This is a genomic window from Pseudoroseomonas cervicalis ATCC 49957 (genome assembly GCF_000164635.1).
Lineage (GTDB): Bacteria > Pseudomonadota > Alphaproteobacteria > Acetobacterales > Acetobacteraceae > Pseudoroseomonas > Pseudoroseomonas cervicalis.
Genome location: NZ_GG770777.1, coordinates 854,361 through 874,440, shown reverse-complemented (window position 1 = coordinate 874,440; position 20,080 = coordinate 854,361). Strand labels below are relative to the sequence as shown.

16 protein-coding genes and 1 pseudogene are annotated in these 20,080 nt (G+C 72.0%); 3 read left to right on the top strand and 14 right to left on the bottom strand.

The genetic code is table 11. The features are described 5' to 3' along the window. Together HMPREF0731_RS24940 and HMPREF0731_RS03755 are read right to left on the bottom strand one after the other, a co-directional pair. Positions 1–811, bottom strand: a pseudogene (locus HMPREF0731_RS24940) (hypothetical protein); the annotation flags it as partial. Positions 812–888: 77 nt separating this feature from the next. Continuing rightward, positions 889–2,580 (bottom strand): methyl-accepting chemotaxis protein, encoded by a 1,692-nt coding sequence (locus HMPREF0731_RS03755; protein ID WP_007002693.1) that lies wholly within the window; start codon positions 2,578–2,580, stop codon positions 889–891. 93 nt (positions 2,581–2,673) lie between these two features. Here HMPREF0731_RS03755 and HMPREF0731_RS03750 point away from each other — a divergent pair, with 93 nt between their 5' ends. Further along, a complete protein-coding gene (locus HMPREF0731_RS03750; protein WP_007002692.1) occupies positions 2,674–3,837 on the top strand; it encodes an iron-containing alcohol dehydrogenase in 1,164 nt (387 codons plus the stop codon). A gap of 145 nt (positions 3,838–3,982) precedes the next feature. Here the strand turns inward: HMPREF0731_RS03750 and secF are convergent, their stop codons facing one another. Together secF and secD are read right to left on the bottom strand one after the other, a co-directional pair. Further along, entirely contained in the window at positions 3,983–4,939 is a 957-nt protein-coding gene (gene secF / locus HMPREF0731_RS03745) for a protein translocase subunit SecF (RefSeq protein ID WP_007002691.1), read from the bottom strand. A gap of 14 nt (positions 4,940–4,953) precedes the next feature. Next, positions 4,954–6,540: a protein translocase subunit SecD gene (gene secD / locus HMPREF0731_RS03740; protein WP_007002690.1), complete on the bottom strand. Its 1,587-nt coding sequence runs from the start codon at positions 6,538–6,540 to the stop codon at positions 4,954–4,956. A gap of 139 nt (positions 6,541–6,679) precedes the next feature. Here secD and HMPREF0731_RS03735 point away from each other — a divergent pair, with 139 nt between their 5' ends. Beyond that, positions 6,680–7,636, top strand: coding sequence for a Gfo/Idh/MocA family protein (locus HMPREF0731_RS03735; protein WP_007002689.1), 957 nt, complete (start codon positions 6,680–6,682; stop codon positions 7,634–7,636). 123 nt (positions 7,637–7,759) lie between these two features. On the opposite strand, the gene HMPREF0731_RS03730 is transcribed toward HMPREF0731_RS03735, so the two are convergent. From HMPREF0731_RS03730 to HMPREF0731_RS03700, 7 genes are read right to left on the bottom strand one after another with little or no spacing between them, the layout of a single operon-like run. Then, positions 7,760–8,149 (bottom strand): RidA family protein, encoded by a 390-nt coding sequence (locus HMPREF0731_RS03730; RefSeq protein WP_007002688.1) that lies wholly within the window; start codon positions 8,147–8,149, stop codon positions 7,760–7,762. Further along, on the bottom strand, positions 8,146–8,622 hold the full coding sequence (locus tag HMPREF0731_RS03725) for an acyl-CoA thioesterase (protein WP_007002687.1): 477 nt from the start codon (positions 8,620–8,622) through the stop codon (positions 8,146–8,148). Before HMPREF0731_RS03725 ends, HMPREF0731_RS03730 begins: the two co-directional genes overlap by 4 nt. Then, the gene (locus tag HMPREF0731_RS03720) at positions 8,619–10,277 is read right to left on the bottom strand and encodes an AMP-binding protein (RefSeq protein ID WP_157135913.1); all 1,659 of its coding nucleotides are present in this window, start codon (positions 10,275–10,277) and stop codon (positions 8,619–8,621) included. Before HMPREF0731_RS03720 ends, HMPREF0731_RS03725 begins: the two co-directional genes overlap by 4 nt. A 26-nt stretch (positions 10,278–10,303) precedes the next feature. Then, the gene (locus HMPREF0731_RS03715) at positions 10,304–11,482 is read right to left on the bottom strand and encodes an acyl-CoA dehydrogenase family protein (RefSeq protein WP_007002685.1); all 1,179 of its coding nucleotides are present in this window, start codon (positions 11,480–11,482) and stop codon (positions 10,304–10,306) included. 6 nt (positions 11,483–11,488) lie between these two features. Continuing rightward, positions 11,489–12,298 (bottom strand): enoyl-CoA hydratase family protein, encoded by an 810-nt coding sequence (locus tag HMPREF0731_RS03710; RefSeq protein WP_007002684.1) that lies wholly within the window; start codon positions 12,296–12,298, stop codon positions 11,489–11,491. Continuing rightward, positions 12,295–12,795 (bottom strand): MarR family winged helix-turn-helix transcriptional regulator, encoded by a 501-nt coding sequence (locus HMPREF0731_RS03705; protein ID WP_007002683.1) that lies wholly within the window; start codon positions 12,793–12,795, stop codon positions 12,295–12,297. Before HMPREF0731_RS03705 ends, HMPREF0731_RS03710 begins: the two co-directional genes overlap by 4 nt. Continuing rightward, positions 12,792–13,526, bottom strand: a complete 735-nt coding sequence (locus tag HMPREF0731_RS03700; protein WP_007002682.1) for an SDR family NAD(P)-dependent oxidoreductase — start codon at positions 13,524–13,526, stop codon at positions 12,792–12,794. Before HMPREF0731_RS03700 ends, HMPREF0731_RS03705 begins: the two co-directional genes overlap by 4 nt. Before the next feature lie 123 nt (positions 13,527–13,649). Here HMPREF0731_RS03700 and HMPREF0731_RS03695 point away from each other — a divergent pair, with 123 nt between their 5' ends. Further along, positions 13,650–15,956 carry a bifunctional salicylyl-CoA 5-hydroxylase/oxidoreductase gene (locus tag HMPREF0731_RS03695; RefSeq protein WP_007002681.1) on the top strand — a complete coding sequence of 769 codons (2,307 nt, stop codon included), beginning with the start codon at positions 13,650–13,652 and terminating at the stop codon, positions 15,954–15,956. A 78-nt stretch (positions 15,957–16,034) separates the two neighbouring features. On the opposite strand, the gene HMPREF0731_RS03690 is transcribed toward HMPREF0731_RS03695, so the two are convergent. From HMPREF0731_RS03690 to HMPREF0731_RS03680, 3 genes are all read right to left on the bottom strand, one after another. Then, entirely contained in the window at positions 16,035–17,066 is a 1,032-nt protein-coding gene (locus HMPREF0731_RS03690; RefSeq protein ID WP_007002680.1) for a Fe(3+) ABC transporter substrate-binding protein, read from the bottom strand. A gap of 106 nt (positions 17,067–17,172) precedes the next feature. Beyond that, entirely contained in the window at positions 17,173–19,833 is a 2,661-nt protein-coding gene (gene treY / locus HMPREF0731_RS03685) for a malto-oligosyltrehalose synthase (protein ID WP_007002679.1), read from the bottom strand. After that, positions 19,830–20,080 (bottom strand): 4-alpha-glucanotransferase (locus HMPREF0731_RS03680; RefSeq protein ID WP_007002678.1); only part of this gene is annotated, 251 nt, incomplete at its 5' end. The genes treY and HMPREF0731_RS03680, both read right to left, overlap by 4 nt.

The window sequence follows — 20,080 nt, the reverse complement described above, 5'->3', positions numbered from 1 at the left end:
CCAGCCCGGCCCAGGGAGCCAGCGCCAGCAGCGCCCGCCGCCAGCCCTCGGCGCCACGCGGCGGGTCCAGCCGCCACAGCACGCCCAGCAGCGGCAGCCCGGCGGCCAGGATGCCCGCCGCCTCGAAGGGCAACCACAGATTGGCCGCCAGCAACAGCGCCGCCATCAGCGCCAGGAGGCCGAGCTGCGCCAGCTTCTCGGCCGCCGGCACCGCAACGCCGGCGGCGGCGCAGAGCCGCCAGAACACCGGCGCCAGGCAGAGCAGCCAGGCGGCGTGCGGCCAGGCGGTGGCCAGCGCCACCGCCTGCGGCGGCACGCCGATCAGCGCCGCCCCCAGCGCCGTGCCGGGGCCGAGCCCGCCCCAGGGCACCAGCACCAGCGCCAGCAGCGACAGCGCCGCGGCCGGCGCGCCCAGCAGCCCCATGCGGCGCAGCTGGGCCAGGGCGAAGACGGCGCCGACGGCGAAGCCGGTGACGCTCTCGACAAAGGCGCCGGCCAGCAGGGTGGCGGCGAAGACGCGGCGCGGCGTGGCCGGCAGGCTCGCCTGATCCGGCGGCGCCAGGCGGGAAACGGCGGCATGGAACAGCAGCCCGCCCGCCAGCACGCCGACCGGCTGCAACGCCAGATAGGCGCCGCGCAGGCTCTCCGCCGCCAGGAAGGGCAGGGGCGGCAGCGCCGGCGGCAGGGTCAGCAGGATGGCGGGCAGGCTCGCGGCCAGCGCCGCCAGGCAGGCCAGCACCGGCCCGGCCCGGCCGCTCAGCAGCAGGGACAGCAGGAGGAGGAGCGGCGCGGCTTGCAGCGGCAGGAGCATGGCGGCGCATCCTCCCCGACCCGGCGGCGATGCGCCAGGGGGGGAGGGCCAGGGGGGAGGGCGCGGCCCGCCGGCGGTCAGGCGGCGCGGATGCCGGTGAGCAGCGCCTCGATCCGCCGGCGCAGGGCGCTGGCCTGCTCGGCCATGCCGGAGGCGGCGCCGCGCAGCTGTTCCGCCACCTGCCCGGTGCGCTGCGCCGCCTCGCCCACCGCGCCGGTGTTGCGCGTCACCTCCTGCGTGCCGCGCGCGGCTTCGGCGACGGCACGGCCGATCTCCTGCGTCGCCGTCGCCTGCTCCTCGGCGGCGGCGGCCACCTGGGTGGTGATGCGCTCCATCTCGGTGATGGTGCGGGCGATGCTGCCGATGGCCTGCACCGCGCGCCCCGTCTCGCCCTGCATGCTGTTGATCTGCTGGCTGATCTGCTCGGTGGCGCGGGCCGTCTGGTTGGCGAGGTTCTTCACCTCGCTCGCCACCACGGCGAAGCCCTTGCCGGCATCGCCGGCGCGCGCCGCCTCGATCGTGGCGTTGAGCGCCAGCAGGTTGGTACGCCCGGCGATGTCGGTGATGAGGTCCACCACATCGCCGATGCTGCGCGCCGCCTCGGAGAGGGATTGCACGGCGCCATCGGTGGCGCGGGCATCCTCCCCGGCGCGGCGGGCCACGGCGGCGCTCTCGCTCACCTGCCGCGCCACCTCGGCGATGGAGGCGGCGAGCTCCTCGGCCGAGGCCGCCACGGTCTGCACATTGGCGCTGGCGTCATCGGCCGCGCCCATCACGTTGCGCACCAGCCGGCTGCTTTGTTCCGCCGCCTGGTTGATGTCCTGCGCCGAGCCCTGCACCAGCTGCACCGCGCGGCCGACATCATCCAGGTTGCGGCTGGCCTCGCTGTCGAAGCGGCGCAGCAGCGCCTCGATCGCCTCGCCGCGGGCGAGGCGGCGCTGGTTCTCCGCCTCCTGCTGCGCCTGCAGCGCGTCAGCCCGCTGCAGCCCGTCGCGGCATTGCGCCAGCGCCTCGGCCATCTGGGCGATTTCCGCCGGCTGTTGCCCCTGCGGCAGGGCGAAGCCGTAATCCCGCGCCGAGAGCCGGCGCAGCGAGGCGACCATGCCCGCCAGCGGGGCGGAGACGGTCTTCTGCATCAGCACCCCGAGCGCGACCGCCAGCACCAGCATCAGCGTCAGGCTGCCGAGCAGCAGGCTGGCGCTGCGGGCGAAGGCATCGTCCACGGCGGCGTCGCGCTCCCGCGCCAGCTGGCGCTCCTGCGCCTTGGCCTCCTCCATGATGGCGCGGATGCGGTCCATCATCGGCCGGGCGTCGGGGTGCAGCGCGGCGGCGCGCGCCGCCTCGGCCTGGCCGGCGCGCACGGCCTGGGCGGCAGGGCTGGCGAAGCGGCCCTGCCACTGCTCCACCAGCTGCGACAATTCGCGCAGCCGTGCCTGCTGGGCGGGGTTGTCCGCCGTCAGCCGCTGCAGGTCGCGCAGATTCTCGGCGGTGGCGCGCTCGCCGCCCGCCAGCGGCTCCAGATAGGCCGCGCCGCCCAGGGCCGCGCCGCGCAGGGCGGTCTCCTGGTTCAGCACGCCCGAGAGCAGTTGGTCGAAGCGCGTCAGCACATCCTGGGTGTGCCGGCTCCAGTCCCGGCTCTCACGGATATTGCCGAGGTCCCGCCAGATCAGGGCATTGCCCAGCGCCGCCACGATGACGAGCGCCCCGAACATCGCCATCAGGCGCGCGCGTATGCTCCACCCCATGCTCCAGACCTCCGTTGAGGGCATGCAAGCTCTCCTGGATGGGTTAAAAAAGGCCCCGCCCGCCGGGGCGCAGCGTGCCAGGCGCCGCGCGGGGAACCATCGAGGGAGGAAAACCGCGTGACCCTGTCCTGCTATGCCCCGCGCCGCCTGGTGATGGGGGGCGGCGCGCTGGCTGGCCTGCCGGCGCTGATGAAGGAACTCGGCCTCTCCCGACCGCTGGTGGTGACCGATCCCTGGATCGTCTCCTCCGGCATGATCGACCGGGTGCTGGCGCCGCTGGCCGGCGCCGGGCTGCGCGCGCAGGTGTTTTCCGACACGGTGGCCGACCCGACCGACACGGTGGTCGAGGCCGGTGTGGCGGTGCTGAAGCGCGGCGGCTTCGACTGCCTGATCGGCTTCGGTGGCGGCAGCCCGATGGACACGGCCAAGGCCATGGGCATCCTGGCCGCCGCCGCGCCCGGCCAGACGATGCGCGAGTTCAAGGTGCCGGCCAGTGCCGACCGCGCCGCGCTGCCGCTGATCTGCATCCCGACCACCGCCGGCACCGGCAGCGAGGCGACGCGCTTCACCGTCATCACCGACACGGCGCGGGACGAGAAGATGCTGATCGCGGGCCTCGGCGCCCTGCCGCTGGCGGCGATCGTCGATTACGAGCTGACGCTGTCCGTTCCGCCGCGCATCACCGCCGATACCGGCATCGACAGCCTGACGCACGCGCTGGAGGCCTTCGTCTCCCGCCGGGCGAATGGCGTCGCCGACCTCTATGCCCGCGCGGCGATGCGGCTGATCGGCGCGCATCTGCGCACCGCCTATGCCGAGCCGCAGAACCGCGCCGCGCGCGCCGCGATGATGGAGGGCGCGACGCTGGCGGGGCTGGCCTTTTCCAACAGCTCGGTGGCGCTGGTGCATGGCATGAGCCGGCCGGTGGGGGCGCATTTCCATGTGCCGCACGGCCTGTCCAACGCCATGCTGCTGCCGGCGGTGACGCGCTTCGGCTTGAAGGCGGGGGAGGCGCGCTATGCCGAGGCGGCGCGGCTGATGAGCCTGTCCCCCGCCGGCAGCCCGGACGGGGAGGCGGCGGCGGCGCTGCTGGCCGAGCTGGAGGCGCTGAACCGGGAGCTGGGGGTGCCGACGCCGCGGCAATTCGGCATCGACCCGGCGGCCTGGGAGGCGGCCCTGCCGGTGATGGCCGAGCAGGCCCTGGCGTCGGGCAGCCCGGCGAACAATCCGCGCGTGCCGGATGCGGCGGAGATCGTGGCTTTGTATCGGGAAGCCTACTGAGGGCGGGGTCCGGGGGGACCCTGTCCCCCCGGCCGAGGGGGTCTGGGGGAGGCGGAGCCGCCCCCAGGATAGAGTTTGGTCTGGGGGAGGCGGAGCCGCCCCCAGGATAGAGTTTGGTCTGGGGGAGGCGGAGCCTCCCCCAGGTTCAGAGCCCCTTGGAGGGGTTGCTCGCCAGCGCCTCGGTGTTGCGGCGCAGCCGGTTCTCGCCCAGGAAGAGCAGGATCGGCGCCGCGATGAAGATCGAGGAGGAGGTGGAGGCGACGATACCGAACAGCATCGTCCAGGCGAAGCCGGAGAGGGCGTCGCCGCCGAACAGCGCCAGCGGCAGGGAGGAGAGCAGCAGGGTCAGCGAGGTGCCGACGGTGCGGTTCAGCGTCTCGTTGATCGATTTGTCGATCAGCTGGCGCAGCGGCATCGTCTTGTATTTGCGCAGGTTCTCGCGCATCCGGTCATACACCACGACCTTGTCGTTGATCGAGAAGCCGATGATGGTCAGCACCGCCGCCACCGTGGTCAGGCTGAACTCGATCCGCGTCACCGCCAGGAAGCCCACCAGCTTGGTGGTCTCCAGCAGCAGGGTGGCGATGGCGCCGACGGCGAACTGCCATTCGAAGCGGAACCAGATGTAAGCCATCATCGCCAGCATCGAGAGGCCGAGGGCGATCAGCGAGCCCTGGAACAGCTCGGCCGAGACGCGGTTGCCCACCGCCTCGGTGCGCAGCAGGCGGGCGCCGGGGGCGGCCTCCTCCAGCACGCCGCGGATGCGGTTGACGGCGGTCTGGGTCGCTGCCTCGTCGCCCTGCACCGGCAGGCGCAGCAGCACGGTGGAGGCGTCGCCGAACTCCTGCACCCCGACATCGCCGAGGTTGAGGCCGCTGGCGGCGCTGCGGATGGCGGCGAGGTTGGCCGGGCCTGGGGTGCGGATCTCCATGATGATGCCGCCGCGGAAGTCGATGCCCTTCTCCAGCCCCGGATAGAAGGCCAGGCCGATGGAGAGCAGCGACAGCAGGGCGGAGAAGATCAGGCCCAGCACCCGCCCCTTCATGAAGGGGATGGCGGTGTTGTCCGGGACGAGCCGGAACAGCGGGCGGGAGAGGAACATGATGCGTCGTCTCCTCAGACCGGCAGGGCCTTGGGGCGGCGGGAACGATACCAGCCGGCCATCATCAGCCGCACCAGGATGGTGGCCGACCACATGGAGGCGATGGTGCCGATGGCGACGGTGACGGCGAAGCCGCGCACCGGGCCGGAGCCGAAGCCGTAGAGGCAGGCCATGGCGATGAGGTTGGTCAGATTGCTGTCCAGGATGGTGCCGGACGCCTTGGTGAAGCCGGCCTCCAGCGCCTGGATGGGCGAGCGGCCGGCCCGGACCTCCTCGCGGATGCGCTCGTTGATCAGGATGTTGGCGTCCACCGCGGTGCCCAGGGTGAGCACGATGCCGGCGATGCCGGGCAGCGTCAGCGTGGCGCCGAGCACCGAGAGCGCGCCCATCAGCAGGGTCAGGTTGACCAGCAGCGCCAGGTTGGCGAACCAGCCGAACAGCCCGTAGGCGAAGCCCATATAGGCGACGACGAAGGCGGCGCCGACCGCCAGGCTGGCCAGGCCGGCGCGGATCGCGTCCGCCCCCAGCTCGGGGCCGACGGTGCGTTCCTCGACCACGGTCAGCGGCGCCGGGAGGGCGCCGGCGCGCAGCAGCACCGCCAGGTCATTGGCCGATTGCGCGGTGAAATTGCCGCTGATCTGGCCGCGCCCGCCGGTGATCGGCTCGCGGATCACCGGGGCGGTGATCACCTTGTTGTCCAGCACGATGGCGAAGGGGCGGTTGACGTTCTGCCGGGTGATCTCGGCGAAGCGGCGGGTGCCCACCGAATCGAAGGAGAAGCTGACCACCCATTCGCCGCTGCGCCCATCCTGCGCCGCGCGGGCGTCGGAGAGGTTGGCGCCGTCCACCTCGATGCGGCGGCGCACGGCGAAGCGGGTGCCGCCCTGCTCGCCCTCCAGGAACTCGACGCCCGGCGGCGGCAGCGCGGCGGCCGGGTTGGCGGTCTCGTCCACCAGGCGGAAGGTCATGCGGGCGGTGCGGCCCAGCAGCTCCTTGATCCGGTTGGGATCCTCGACGCCGGGCAGCTGCACCAGGATGCGGCTGGAGCCCTGGCGGGCGATCAGCGCCTCGGCCACGCCGGTCTCGTCGATGCGGCGGCGGACGATCTCGATCGACTGCTCGACCGCGCCGCTGGCGCGCGCGCGCAGCGCCGGCTCGCTCAGCCGGGCGGTGATGGTGCCGTCCGGCTGGCTGGCGAACTCGACATCCGGGGCGGTGGCGCCGCCGCCGACCGGCACGGGGCTGGCCAGTTCGCGCAGCGCGGCGAGCGCCGCCTGGGTCTGGCCGGGATCGCGCAGGCGCAGGCTCAGCCGCTCATTCGCGGCGTCGGCCTGCAGGTTCAGATAGCCCACATTGGCCTGGCGCAGCCGGGTGCGGGCGCCATCGGCCAGGCTTTCCAGCCGCTCCCGCACCACCGCGTTCAGATCGACCTCGAGCAGCAGGTAGGACCCGCCGCGCAGATCCAGCCCGAGCGAGATGGTCCGGGCCGGCAGCCAGGACGGCATGGCCGAGCGCGGCACCAGGTTGGGCAGCGAGAGCAGCACGCCAAGCAGGACGACGCCGAGAATGGCGGCGACCTTCCACCGCGCGAAATACAGCATGGCCGAGAAGGCCCCCCGATCGTAGAGCGCCGGAAAATGCTGGGTCGCCGCCGTGGATGCAACCCACCAAGCGCGCACATGCGCGCCCGGCAACTCTCTGCTACATGCGCGGCGGCAGGCAGAGAAGGCAGGAGCGGCGATGCGGCTGAAGCTGGGCATTGTGGGGGCGGGGCATTTCGGGCGGTTCCATGCGCTGAAGGCGGCCCGCGCCCCCCGCGTCGAATTCCTGGGCCTGGCCGATGCCAGCGCCGAACGCGCCGCCCAGGTGGCGGCCGAGGCCGGCTGCCGCGCCTGGGACGACACCGCCGCGCTGATGGCGGCCGCCGATGCCGTGATCATCGCCGCCCCCACCGCGCACCACCACGCCCTGGCCAGCCAGGCCCTGGCCGCCGGCTGCCATGTCTTCGTGGAAAAGCCGATCGCGGCCGACCTGGCCCAGGCCGATGCGCTGGTGGCCCAGGCCGCCGCCGCCGGCAAGGTGCTGCAGGTCGGGCATGTGGAGCGCTTCGGCGCCGGCATGGCGACGCTGCGGGGCAGCGCGGGCGTCGGCCGGCCGCTCTATATGGAGGCGGTGCGCATCGCCCCGTTCCGGCCGCGCAGCCTGGACGTGACCGTGATCCTGGACCTGATGATCCACGATCTGGACCTGGTGCTGTCGCTGGCGGCGTCGGAGCTGGTGGCGGTGGAGGCGGTGGGCAGCGCCGTGGTGTCGGAGAAGATCGACATCGCCAATGCCCGGCTGCGCTTCGCCAATGGCGCGCAGGCGACCATCACCGCCAGCCGCGCCAGCCTGAAGATGGAGCGCCGGCTGCGCGTCTTCGGGTCGGAGGGCTATGCCAGCCTGGATTTCCTGGCGCGCGAGCTGAAGCTGGTGCGCAAGGGCCAGGGTGCCCCGCTGGAGCAGGTGCCGGGCCATGGCATCGAGACGCTGTCCTGGCAGGACCACGACAATCTGGAGGCCGAGCAGGCCGCCTATGTCGCCGCCTGCCTGGACGGGGTGCCCGCCGTGGTGGATGGCGCCGCCGGGCGCGCCGCGCTGGATGCGGCGCTGCGGGTGGAGCGGGCGGTGGAAGAAGCCTTGAAGAGAGTCAGCTAAGGGTTCTTTTTTGAAAAAAAGAACCAAAAAACTTTTTCAGTTGGCGTCGCATGTATGGCCGTAGGCGGGACGCCAAACTGAAAGAAAGTCTTTTTGCTTCTTTTTCTTCAGAAAAAGAAGATTTTAGACAATTGCTGTTGCCTCGATTTCCAGCCTGGCCTCCGGCTCCACCAACCCGGCCACCTGCACCAGCGCCATGGCCGGGAAGTTCTTGCCCATCACCTCGCGATACACCGCGCCCAGCTCCTTCAGGCAGGCGCGGTATTCGGCGATGTCCAGCACATACCAGGTCAGCCGCGCCACATGCTCGGGCCCGGCGCCGCCGGCGCGCAGCACGGCCACGATGTTCTCCAGCGCCTGGCGGGTCTGGGCCACGAAGCCCTCCGGAAAGCGGCCCTCGCTGTCCCAGCCCACCTGGCCGCCGACGCAGAGGATACGACCCTCGCCCATCATGCCGTTGGAATAGCCGCGCGGGGTGGGCCAGCCTTCGGGCTGCAGCGGGGTCAGGCTCATGGAAGCGTCTCCGGCGGCGCGCAGCGCGCCTGGTAGGATGCGAGGGCGGCGCGCAGATCCTGCGGGATCGGCACCGCCTTGCGCGTGTCGAGGTTGGTGGTGGCGGTGACCAGGCGCAGCCGCACCAGCTCCGCCTCGCCCCGGTGGATATGCACCCGCAAGCCATAGGAGGCCCCGCCGATCCGCTCCACCAGCGGGGTGAGGACGATGTGCTCCCCCATCACGCCGGGGGCGAAATAGTCGGCCTCGGCATGGGCGAAGCCGGTGCCGGTGCGGCGCTCGGCGTGCAGGGCGTGGAAGTCGATGCCCAGCGCGGCGCCGAACCATTCCTCCACCGCCACATTGGCCAGGGCGAACCAGTTGGCGAAGAAGACGATGCCCGCCGGGTCGCATTCATGGAAGCGGATGCGGGCCGTTGCGCGGAAGGCGCCCTCGGGCAGCGCCGAGGCGGGCAGGGGGGTGGGGCGGCTCATCGCGGCGGCGGGGCCTCACCGGCCGCCATGCGGCGCAGGGCGAAGCGCTGCACCTTGCCCGATTCCGTTCGCGGCAGGGCGTCGACGAACTCGATGGCGCGGGGATATTTGTAGGGGGCGATCTCGGCCTTCACGAAGTCCTGCAATTCCTTCACCAAGGCCGGGCCCGGGAAATGCCCAGGTTCCAGCACCACATAGGCTTTCACCACCATGCCACGCTCGGCATCCGGGGCGCCGACCACGCCGCATTCGCGCACCTTGGGGTGGGCGAGCAGCGCCGCCTCCACCTCCGGACCCGCGATGTTGTAGCCGGCGGCGACGATCATGTCGTCGCTGCGCGCCTGGTACCAGAAATAGCCATCCTCGTCCTGGATGAAGGTGTCGCCGGTGATGTTCCAGCCCCAGCGCACCTGCCGCGCCTGGCGCGGATCGGCCAGATACCGGCAGCCGGTCGGGCCGCGCACCGCCAGATGCCCCGGCGTGCCACGCGGCACTTCTTTGCCAGTGTCGTCGAGGATGCAGGCTTCGAAGCCGGGCACAACGAGCCCCGTCGCCCCCGGCCGGATTTTTTCCAGGGGTGCGCTGATGAAGATGTGCAGCAGCTCGGTGCCGCCGATGCCGTCCATCAGCTTCAGGCCCGTGGCGGCGAGCCATTGCTCATAGACCGGCCGTGGCAAATTCTCCCCGGCCGAGACGCAGCGGCGCAGGCTGGAGAGGTCGAACTCCGCCGCGCGCGCCGCCATGGCGCGATAGGCGGTGGGGGCGGTGAAGCAGATGCTGGCGCGGTGAAGCTGGATGGCGGGCAGCAATTCATCCGGCCCGGCCTTCTCCAGCAGGATGCCGGTGGCGCCGATGCGGAAGGGGAACAGCACCAGCCCGCCCAGCCCGAAGGTGAAGGCCAGTGGCGCGGAGCCGATGAAGCGGTCCTCCGGTGTGGGCTTCAGAACCTCGGCCGAATAGGTGTCGCAGATCGCCAGCATGTCGCGATGCGCGTGCAGCGTGCCCTTGGGCTCGCCCGTGGTGCCGGAGGTGAAGCCGATCAGGCAGATATCCTCGGCCGCCGTGTCGCAGGCCGCGAAATCGGGCGGGGCGGCGTCGCACAGCGCCTCGAGCTCGCCATTCCCCCAGTAGCGCACATGCTGAAGGTCGGGAGCATCCGCGGCGGCCTTCTGCATCTCGGCGGCGAGGCGCGCGTCGCAGAGGGCGTGGCTGATGCGCGCCTTGCGCAGCATGAAGCCCAGCTCCTTGGAACGCAGCAGCGGCATGGTGGCGACGACCACGCCGCCCGCCTTCAGCACGGCGAAATAGGCCGCCACCATCCAGGGGTTGTTGGCGCTGCGCAGCATCACCCGGTTGCCCGGCACCAGGCCGAGATCCCGCACCAGCACATGGGCGATGCGGTTCACCCGCTCGGCCAGCTGGCGGTAGGTCAGCGTCTCGGTGGGCGCGATCAGCGCCGGGTGGTCGCCGCGCCCGGCCGCGATATTGCGCTCGATGAACTCGGTCGCGCAGTTCAGCCGTGGCGGGTAGCGCAGCGCCGGCAGATCGTGCCGCATCACCGGCCACATCTCGCGCGGCGGCAGGTTGTCGTGGACGAAGCGGTCCACATGCGCGCTGCGCTCCGCGCCCGCCGGCGCGGCGTGCTCCTTCGTCATCCCGTCCATCCTTCGCCCTCCTGTGTTCAGGCTTGGGGCGTGCGACTGCCTTCCCCCGCCAGGGCCCGTTCGGCCCGGGCGATCACGATGCGCTGCACCTCGCTGGCGCCTTCATAGACGCGGAGCGCGCGCACTTCCCGGTAGAGCTCCTCGGCCTTGTGGCCGCGGGTGACGCCGAGCCCGCCATGGATCTGCACGGCGCGGTCCGCCGCGCGCTGCGCGGCCTCGGTGGCGTAGAGCTTGGCCATCGAGGCCTCGCGCGAGATGCGCGGGCGCCCCGAATCCTTCAGCCAGGCGGCGCGGTAGACCAGCAGCGCCGCCGCCTCCACCTCCGTCGCGCTGTCGGCGATGGCGACCTGGCTCTGTTGCTGCTCGAAGAGCGGCCCGCCGAACAGGTGCCGGTTTTCCGCCCGCTCCACGGTGAGGTCGAGGGCACGCCGCGCGAAGCCCAGCGCCGCCGCGCCGACCGTGGCGCGGAACACGTCGAGGGTGGCCATCGCCACCTTGAACCCATCCCCCGGCGCGCCGAGGCGGTGGCTGTCGGGCACGCGCACGTCGTCGAAGCGCAGGGTGGCCAGCGGGTGCGGCGCCGTCACCTCGATGCGCGCCTCGACCGAGAGGCCGGGGGCATCGGCCGGCACCACGAAGGCGGAGAGGCCGCGCGCCCCCGGCGCCTCGCCGCTGCGGGCGAAGACGACGTAATGCCCGGCGATGCCGCCATTGCTGATCCAGGTTTTTGTGCCGGAGATCCGCCAATGGCCGTTGCCGTCGCGCGTCGCGGTGGTGGCCAGCGCGGCGACATCCGACCCGGCCTCGGGCTCGGACAGCGCGAAGGCCGCCAGCGATGCGCCGCGCCGCACTGCGGGCAGATAGCGCGCCTTCAGCGCAGCATCGCCGAACAGGGTGATGCTGCCGGTGCCGAGCCCCGCCATGGCGAAGGCGAAATCCGCCAGCCCCGCATGCCGCGCCAGGATGTCGCGGGCGATGCAGAGGCTGCGCACATCCAGCCGCCCATCCTCCGGCACCGCCGCGCGCAACAGCCCGGCCTCGCCCATGGCGCGGGTCAGGCGGAGCGTGCTGGCATCGGCGTCATGGTGGTCGATCAGCGCCTCGGCATGCCGTGCGGCCCAGGCTTCCACCTCACGCGCCCAATCGGCGTGGCGCGGTTCGAAGAAGGGCCAGTCGAGGAAGGCGGAATCGGCCATGGCGTGTCAGTCGCCCTGGAATTCGGGGCGGCGCTTGGCGGCGAAAGCCTCATAGGCGCGGCCGAAATCGTTTGTGGTCATGCACAGCGCCTGGGCCACCGCCTCGGCCTCCACCGCCTGCTCGATCGACATGGCCCATTCCATCGCCAGCATGCGCTTGGTCATGCTGTGGGCGAAGGCGGGGCCGGTGGCGATGTCGCGCGCCAGGGCCACCGCCTCAGGCAGCAGCGCGTCGGCCGCCACCACGCGGTTGAAGAACCCCCAATGCAGCCCTTCCTCGGCGCGCAGCGAGCGGCCGGTATAGAGCAGCTCGCTCGCACGCCCCTGGCCGATGATGCGCGGCAGGATGGCGCAGGCGCCCATGTCGCAGCCGGCGAGCCCGACGCGGTTGAACAGGAAGGCCACCTTGGCCTCCGGCGTCGCCAACCGCAGGTCGGAGGCCATGGCGATGATGGCGCCCGCCCCGGCGGCGATGCCGTCCACCGCGGCGATCACCGGCTGCGGGCAGGCGCGCATCGCCTTGACCAGCCCGCCGGTCATGGCGGTGAAGCGCATCAGCCCGCGCGTGTCGCGCTTCAGCAGCTCGCCGATGATGTCATGCACATCGCCGCCCGAGCAGAAATTGCCGCCGGCGCCGGTGATGACGAAGGCGCGCACCGCCTCGTCCCGCTCGCCCATGCGGAAGATGTCGGTCAGCTCCTCATAGCTCTCGAAGGTCAGCGGGTTCTTGCGCTCGGGCCGGTCCAGCGTGATCCGCGCCACGCCCTCCTCGACCTCGAGCCGCACATGCCGTGCCGGATGCGCCGCGATGCTCATGTCTCACCATCCTCCCGCAGCGCCGCGCGCACCGAGGCCTTGGCGCGGCCCAGCAGCGCCATCAGCGTGCCGCGCTCGCTGTCGTCCAGCCCGCCCAGCAGCGTCGCGATCCATTGCTCATGCGCCGCCGATTGCCGGGCGAATTCGCGCCGCCCGCGCGGCGTCAGCCGCAGCGTCACCACGCGGCGGTCATGCGCCTCGGTGCGGCGGGCGATCAGCCCCTCTTCCTCCAGCCTTGCGGCGAGGCCGGTGACATTGCCGTTCGACACCATCATGCGGCGCGACACCTCGCCCAGCGTCAGCCCTTCCGGTGCGCGTTCGAGCGCCGCCAGCAGGTCGAAGCGGGGCAGGGTGGTCGAGAAATCCTGCCGCAGCCGGCGGCGGATCTCGCTTTCCATCAGCGTGGTGCAGGTCAGCAGCCGCAGCCACAGGCGCAGCTCGTCCTTGTGCCCGGCGGGCTGGTCGGCCAGCGCCGTCTCGGCATCCACCGGGCTCATGTCTCGCCCCCATCCACCGCCAGCGCCTGGCCGTTCACCGCCGCGGCGCCGATCAGGTAGAGCACCGCCTCCGCCACCTCATCGGGCTGCACCAGCCGGCCTTGCGGGTTGTGGCGCGTCAGCTCGGCGCGCGCCGAGCCCTCGTCCCGCCCGGTGCGCGCCATGATGCGGGCAACGCTCTCGGCGACGATCTCGGTCTCGGTGAAGCCGGGGCAGACGGCGTTCACCGTCACCCCCTTGCCCGCCACCTCCAGCGCCAAGGCGCGCACCAGGCCGAGCAGCCCGTGCTTCGCCGCCGTATAGGCGGTGACATACGGATAACCCTTCAGCGCGGCGGTGGAGGCGATGTGGATGATGCGCCCATGCCCCGCCGCCAGCATGCCCGGCAGCACGGCGCGGCTGACCGCGGCGGCGCCCAGCAGGTTGACCCGCAGCATGCGCTCCCACAGCGCCGCGTCGCTCTTCAGGAAGGGCGCGCTCTCGGCCGCGCCGGCGGCGTTGACCAGGATGGGGAAGGGGGCCTGGCCCTCCAGCGCCACCTGCAGCCAGGCATCCTCGGTGATGTCGGCGACCAGGGCGTGGGCGGCATGGCCGGCGCGGCGCACCGCCTCCAGCCGCTCCGCCCGGCGGCCGAGGATGGTGACCTCATGCCCGGCGGCGGTCAGCGCGGCGGCGATGGCGGCGCCGATGCCGCTGCCCCCGCCCGTCACCAAGGCCCGGCTGCCCGGCATGGCCTCTCCCCCTCGATTGCTTGAAGCCTAAAGCGATCTCTTGCCGTCCTGCAAGGGCGCTTTGCGGTTGCGGCGCGGAATTGTTGAAGCTTAAACTTTCCGGCGAGCAGGGAGACAGCGCGCATGCGCATCGCGGTGATCGGCGGCGGGCCCGCCGGGCTGTATTTCGCCATCCTCATGAAGCGCGACCGGCCGGAGGCGCAGGTCACCGTGGTCGAGCGCAACCAGGCCGACGACACCTTCGGCTTCGGCGTGGTGTTCAGCGACCAGACGCTCGACACCTTCGCCGCCGCCGACGAACCCTCCTACCGCGCCATCACCCAGGCCTTCGCCTATTGGGACGATATCGAGATCCAGGCGAAGGGGGCGACCCACCGCATCGGCGGCAACGGCTTCTGTGGCTGCTCGCGCCGCACCCTGCTGCTGCTGTTGCAGCAGCGCGCGCGGGAGGTCGGCGTCGAGCTGGTCTTCGGCCGCGCGGCGCAGCCGGAGGATTTTCCGGATGCCGACCTGATCGTGGTGGCGGATGGCATCAACAGCCCGGTGCGCGAGCGTTTCGCCGGGCATTTCCAGCCCAGCATCGACCTCCGCCCCAACCGCTTCGCCTGGATGGGCTCGACCCGGCCCTTCGACGCCTTCACCTTCTTCTTCAAGGAGACCGAGGCCGGCATCTTCATCGCCCATTGCTACCAGTATGAGGCGAATGCCAGCACCTGGGTGCTGGAGACCGACCCGGAGACCTTCGCCCGCGCCGGCCTGGGGGACATGGACGAGGCGCAGAGCGCCGCCTATCTCGAAAAGGTCTTCGAGGAGGAATTGCAGGGCCACCGCCTGCTGACCAACCGCAGCCTGTGGCGCCGCTTTCCCGCCCTGCGCTGCGCCCGCTGGGTGAAGGACAACATGGTGCTGCTGGGCGATGCCAAGGCCAGCGCGCATTTCTCCATCGGCTCCGGCACCAAGCTCGCCATGGAGGATGCGATCGGCCTGCACGCCGCCTTCATGGCGGGCGGCGACGTCGCCACCTGCCTCGCCCGCTACGAGACCGCCCGCCGCACCGAGGTCGAGAAGACCCAGCACGCCGCCGATGTCTCGCTGGTCTGGTTCGAGCATGTGAAGCGCTTCTGGCACATGCCGCCGGCGCAATTTGCCTTCGGCGTCATGACCCGCAGCAAGGCCATCACCTGGGAGAATCTGGCGCTCCGCGCCCCGGATTTCGTGGCCGGGACGCAGGCCATGTTCGCCCGGCAGGCGCGGGAGGCCGGGCTGCCGGCGCGCGACAACGCCGCCCCCGCCTTCCAGCCCTTCCGCCTGCGCGGCATGCAACTCGCCAACCGCCTCGTCGTCTCGCCCATGTGCCAGTACAGCGCCGAGGACGGCCTGCCCGGCGACTGGCACCTGGTGCATTACGGCAGCCGCGCCACCGGCGGCGCCGGCCTGATCTTCACCGAGATGACCTGCCCCGCGCCGGAGGCCCGCATCACCCCGGGCTGCGCCGGCCTCTGGAACGACGCGCAGGAAGCCGCCTGGGCCCGCATCACCCGCTTCGTCCACGCCCATGGCCAGGCGCGCATCGCCCTCCAGCTCGGCCATGCCGGGCGCAAGGGCGCGACCAAGCTGATGTGGGACGGCATGGACCGGCCGCTGGAGCAGGGCGCCTGGCCGATCCTCTCCGCCAGCCCCATCCCCTACTACCCGGACAGCCAGGTGCCCAAGGCGATGGACCGCGCCGACATGGACCGGGTGCGCGACCAGTTCGTGCAGGCCGCCCGGCGCGGCGACCGCGCCGGCTTCGACATGCTGGAGCTGCACTGCGCCCATGGCTACCTGCTGGCCAGCTTCCTCTCGCCCCTGACCAACACCCGCACCGATGACTATGGCGGCAGCGTCGGGAACCGCCTGCGCTATCCGCTGGAGGTCTTCCACGCCCTGCGCGCCGCTTGGCCGCAGGACAAGCCGATGAGCGTGCGCCTCTCCGCCACCGACTGGGCCGCCGGCGGCATCTCGGACGCGGACACCCTGGCCATCGCCCGCGCCTTCGCCGAAGCCGGCGCCGATCTGGTCGACGTCTCCACCGGCCAGACCGTCGCCGACGCCGCCCCGCATTACGGACGCATGTTCCAGCTGCCCTGGTCCGACATGATCCGCAACGAGGCCGGCATCGCCACCATGTGCGTGGGCTCCATCACCAGCATCGACCAGGTGAACACCATCCTGGCCGCCGGCCGCGCCGATCTCGTGGCCCTCGGCCGGCCGCATCTGGCCGATCCCGCCTTCACCCTGCGCGCGGCGGCGGATTACCAGGAGAAATCGGTGGCCGTGCCGGTGCAGTATCGCTGGGGCAAGGACGCCATCTTCCGCACCGCCGAACGCGAACGCGCCGACCTGCTGGAGCTGAAGCGCAAGGCGCGGCCGAAGCGGCACGCGACATAAAAAAAGCCCGGGGGAAGGAATTCCCCCGGACCCCCATCTTCTTTCTGTCAGGGCCGGGCGCCGGTGGCGCCCGGCGGCTCAGTTCCAGCCGGCGCGCTGCAGGATCTGCAGGGCCTCGGGCGTGCGGTCCAGATTGCCGGCGGCATTCACCGGCTCGGCGCGGAACTTGCCCATCGCCGCCAGCGCCGGATGCAGCGGCGCATCCTCCACCACCGGATACTCCATGTTGCCCAGCGCGAAGGCCTCCTGCGCCTTCGGCGTGGTCATGAACTCCAGGAAGCGGATGGCATTGGCGCGGTTCGGCGCCGTGCGCACCAGCCCACCGCCCGAGATGTTCACATGCGTGCCGCGATCACCCTCGCCCTGGTTGGGGAAGATCACGCCGATGCGGCGGAACAGCGCCTGGTCCTCCGGCTTGTCGGAGCGGCCGAACTGGCCGAGATAGTAGCTGTTGGCGATCGCTAGGCTGCACTGGCCCGAAGGAATGGCGCGGAACTGGTCACGGTCGCCACCCTGCGGCGGACGCGCCAGATTGGCCACCACCCCGCGCGCCCAGGCCTCCGTCTTCTCCGCCCCATCCGCCATCAGCACCGAGGCCGCCAGGCTGGTGTTGTAGGGATGCGCGCCGCTGCGCGTGCAGATCATGCCGCGGAAGCGCGGATCGGCCAGATCCTCATAGCGGTTCAGCCCCTCGGGCCGGCCCTTCTCGCGATCATACATGATCAGCCGCGCGCGCTGGCTGAAGGCGAACCAAAGGCCCTGCGGATCGCGCAGCGCGGCCGGCACGCGGCCATCGACGGTCTGCGACTGGTAGGGCGCCAGGATGCCCGCCTGCGCCGCGCGCGCCAGCCGCGCCGCGTCCACCGTCAGGAACACATCGGCCGGGCTGTTGGCGCCCTCGTTGCGGATGCGCTCGATCAGCTGGTCCGCCTGGCCCTCGATGACCCGGACGCGGATGCCCGTCTCCTGGGTGAAGGCGTCATAGAGCTGGCGATCCGTGTCGTAATGCCGGGCGGAGTAGAGATTGATCTCCCCCGCATTCTGCGCATGCACCGCCGGGGCGGCGAGCACGAGGGCGGAAAAGGCGGCGAGCACGGTACGGCGAAGCATGGCGTCGTCCCTGTTGGATTTGCGCCGATGCCTATTCGAAATGCGAGGCATTCGCAAGAGAAACCGGAGCCTTGCGGCGGCACGCGGCCGCCGCCTCGCTCCGGCTTCAGCCCGCGCTGCTGTGCAGCACCAGCAGCGGCAGCCCATGCCCGGCCAGGGGCAGCCCCGCCGCCGACGCGACCGGCGCCACCCCACCCAGCAGGCAGCGCCAGCGCCGCCCGGCCAGCTCCGCCGGCAGGGGCAGGGTGGTGTCGCCCCAGCCCTCCGCCCGCGGCCGCAGCGAGCCCGCGCCCAGCGGCACCAGCGGCAGCGACAGGCGCGGCACCGCCACCAGCAGCGCTTCCTCGCCCTGGCGGCGCAGGAAACCCAGCACGCCTTCGCCAACCCCGCCCTGCGGCGCCAAGGGTTCGTAACTGCCGTCCCGGAACAGGGCCGGGCTGGCCTGCCGCCCCCGCAGCAGCCGGTGGATCAGCCGCTGCTTCACCGCCCCGTCCTGCCAATCCTCCAGCAGCGCCTCCAGCGGGCGCTCCTGCGCCAGCGCCGCCTGCCGCGCGGCGTAGTCCACGGGCCGGCGATTGTCGGGATCGACCAGGGAGAAATCCCAGAACTCGGTGCCCTGGTAGAGGTCGGGCGCCCCCGGCACGGTCAGCCGCAGCACCGCCTGGCTGAGCGATTTCAGCGCCGCCGGCGCCGCGATCCGCCGCGCGAAGCCATGCAGGTCGCGCGGCAAGTCAGGGCCGGCGGCGCGGTCCAGCAGCCCGTGCAGGAAGGCGTGCGCGGCCTGCTCATAGGCCTCGTCCGGCATCGCCCAGCCGGAGCGGCGCTTGGCCTCGCGCATCGCCTTGCGCTGCCAGCCCTCCAGCCGCTCCGCCCAGGCCGCCAGCCCCGCGCCATCGGCGGGGTCGAGGTCGAGCGGCCAGGCGGCGACGATCATCTGCACCGCCATGGCGGCCTCGCCGGGCTCCGGCGCCGGACCGTCCGGCAGGGCCCGCACCAGCCCCGCGGCGCGGCCGAGGATGCCGCGCAGGAAGCCGGCCCATTCATCCGGCATCTCGGACAGCAGGGCGAGGCGCATGCGCAGATCCTCGCCCCTTTTGTGGTCATGCGTGGCGGTGGCCAGCAGCGCATCGGGAAAGTCGCGGCCCCTCGCGGCGGCGGCCGCATGGAAGCCGCCGGGCGACAGGGCAAAATGCCCCGGATGCGAGCCGACCTCGTTGCGCGAGAGCAGCCGCCCATAGCGGTAGAAGGCCGTGTCCTCCACCGACTTCGCGGCGGTGGGGGAGGAGAGCTGCTGGAAGCGCTGCCGCGCCCGCAGCAGCGCCTGGCGGGCGGCGCCGGGGGCATGGTCGCGCACCCGCTCCTCGGCCAGCCAGAACAGCAGATGCGCCAGCACCGCATGGTCGGAGGGGTGCAGCCTGGCGCGTGCGCCCTCCGCCGCCTGGCGCAGCACCGCCTCGTCCTGCGCGCTGGGCTGCCCGGCGCGGACATAGATGCGATAGACCGGGAAATGCACCAGCAGCTGCGCCGTCACCCGGCGGATGGCGTTGAACGAAAAGTCGCGCGAGCGCAGATGGCCGCGCGCCAGATGGTGCAGCGCGCGGGCACACGCATCCAGCTCGGCGGCGAGGTTGTCGCGCAGGATCTGCTGCCGCGCCACGATCTCCTCGGCGGCGAAATCGCGCTCGCTGCCGCTGACCTCGCGCCACAGGGCGGAGAGCGGCGCCTCGCCGGCGGCGTCATGCAGCACGCCACCCACCTGGTCCATGAAATCATAGCCGGTGGTGCCGTCGGTGCCCCAGCGCTTCGGCAGTTCCTCGCCGCCCGCCAGGATCTTCTCGACGACGATATAGGGCTCGCCCTGCGGCGCGCCGGCCGGGCGGCGGGTGCTCTCCTGCCGCATGCGGCGGCGCAGCCGGCGGCAATAGCCGGCCGGGTCGGCAAGGCCATCGACATGGTCGATGCGCACCCCGTCGATCAGCCCCTCGGCATAGAGGCGCAGGATCAGCTCATGGGTGGCGTCGAACACCGCGGGATCCTCGGCGCGCAGCCCGGCGAGGCCCGTGACGTCGAAGAAGCGGCGCCAGTTGATCTCGTCGGTGGCGGTGCGCCACCAGGCCAGGCGGTAATGCTGCCGCTCCAGCAACGCGTGCAGCCGGGCCGCGCCATCCAGGCTGCGCGGGTCGTGATCGGCGAGGCCGTCCCGCGCCTCCAGGATGCCGCGCGCATCCTCCTCGCGGATCGGGAAGCGATTGTCGAAGTAGGCGACGGAGAGGCCGGTCGGGCCCTCGGCCACCAGGGTCAGCTCGCCCTCCGCCAGCGCCTCGCCATAGGGGCGGCCGAGGAAGGGGGCCAGCATCCGGCCGGCGAGCGCCGGATCGGCGCTCTCCCAGTCGATGTCGAAGAAACCGGAAAACCGGCTGTCGCGGCCGCGCGCCAGCACATCCTGCCACCAGGGATTGTGCGGCCCGTCCACGCCCATGTGGTTGGGCACGATGTCGAGCAGCAGGCCGAGCCCCTCGGCCCTGAGCGCCGCCACCAGCCGGCGCAGGGCCGGCTCGCCGCCGAGAGCCGGGTTGATGGCGTCGGTCGCGGTGACGTCATAGCCATGGGTGGAGCCGGGCGCCGCCGGCAGCAGCGGCGAGGCATAGAGATGGCTGATGCCCAGCCGCGCCAGATAGGGCACCAGCCCCACCGCGTCGTCCAGCGTGAAGCCGGCATGGAACTGCAGGCGGTAGGTGGCGCGCGGCGCGGTGCGGGCGGCGGTCATGCGGGGGCTCTCCGCGCCCGGGCGAGCCCGCGCAGGCGCTGTTCGATGGCGGGGTCCTGGAACATCCGCTCCACCGGCGGGGAGAGCCGGCGTCGCCAGTTCGGGTGCTCATCAACGGTGCCGGGCAGGTTGGGTTGCTCGACCGCCGCCACGGCATCCTCGAGCGGCAGCAGCGCCAGGTCGCAGCGGGCGCGGCCGATATAGGCGGCGGCGGCATCCGCCACGCGCGCCGCCGCCTCGGGCGGCG

Coding starts and splice junctions, on each gene's coding strand:
- HMPREF0731_RS03695 (WP_007002681.1), top strand. CDS start 13,650: ATGCGCATCGCGGTGATCGGCGGCGGGCCCGCCGGGCTGTATTTCGCC.
- HMPREF0731_RS03715 (WP_007002685.1), bottom strand. CDS start 11,482: ATGGCCGATTCCGCCTTCCTCGACTGGCCCTTCTTCGAACCGCGCCAC.
- HMPREF0731_RS03725 (WP_007002687.1), bottom strand. CDS start 8,622: ATGAGCCGCCCCACCCCCCTGCCCGCCTCGGCGCTGCCCGAGGGCGCC.
- HMPREF0731_RS03710 (WP_007002684.1), bottom strand. CDS start 12,298: ATGAGCATCGCGGCGCATCCGGCACGGCATGTGCGGCTCGAGGTCGAG.
- HMPREF0731_RS03720 (WP_157135913.1), bottom strand. CDS start 10,277: ATGACGAAGGAGCACGCCGCGCCGGCGGGCGCGGAGCGCAGCGCGCAT.
- secF (WP_007002691.1), bottom strand. CDS start 4,939: ATGTTCCTCTCCCGCCCGCTGTTCCGGCTCGTCCCGGACAACACCGCC.
- treY (WP_007002679.1), bottom strand. CDS start 19,833: ATGACCGCCGCCCGCACCGCGCCGCGCGCCACCTACCGCCTGCAGTTC.
- HMPREF0731_RS03700 (WP_007002682.1), bottom strand. CDS start 13,526: ATGCCGGGCAGCCGGGCCTTGGTGACGGGCGGGGGCAGCGGCATCGGC.
- secD (WP_007002690.1), bottom strand. CDS start 6,540: ATGCTGTATTTCGCGCGGTGGAAGGTCGCCGCCATTCTCGGCGTCGTC.
- HMPREF0731_RS03705 (WP_007002683.1), bottom strand. CDS start 12,795: ATGAGCCCGGTGGATGCCGAGACGGCGCTGGCCGACCAGCCCGCCGGG.
- HMPREF0731_RS03735 (WP_007002689.1), top strand. CDS start 6,680: ATGCGGCTGAAGCTGGGCATTGTGGGGGCGGGGCATTTCGGGCGGTTC.
- HMPREF0731_RS03730 (WP_007002688.1), bottom strand. CDS start 8,149: ATGAGCCTGACCCCGCTGCAGCCCGAAGGCTGGCCCACCCCGCGCGGC.
- HMPREF0731_RS03755 (WP_007002693.1), bottom strand. CDS start 2,580: ATGCCCTCAACGGAGGTCTGGAGCATGGGGTGGAGCATACGCGCGCGC.
- HMPREF0731_RS03690 (WP_007002680.1), bottom strand. CDS start 17,066: ATGCTTCGCCGTACCGTGCTCGCCGCCTTTTCCGCCCTCGTGCTCGCC.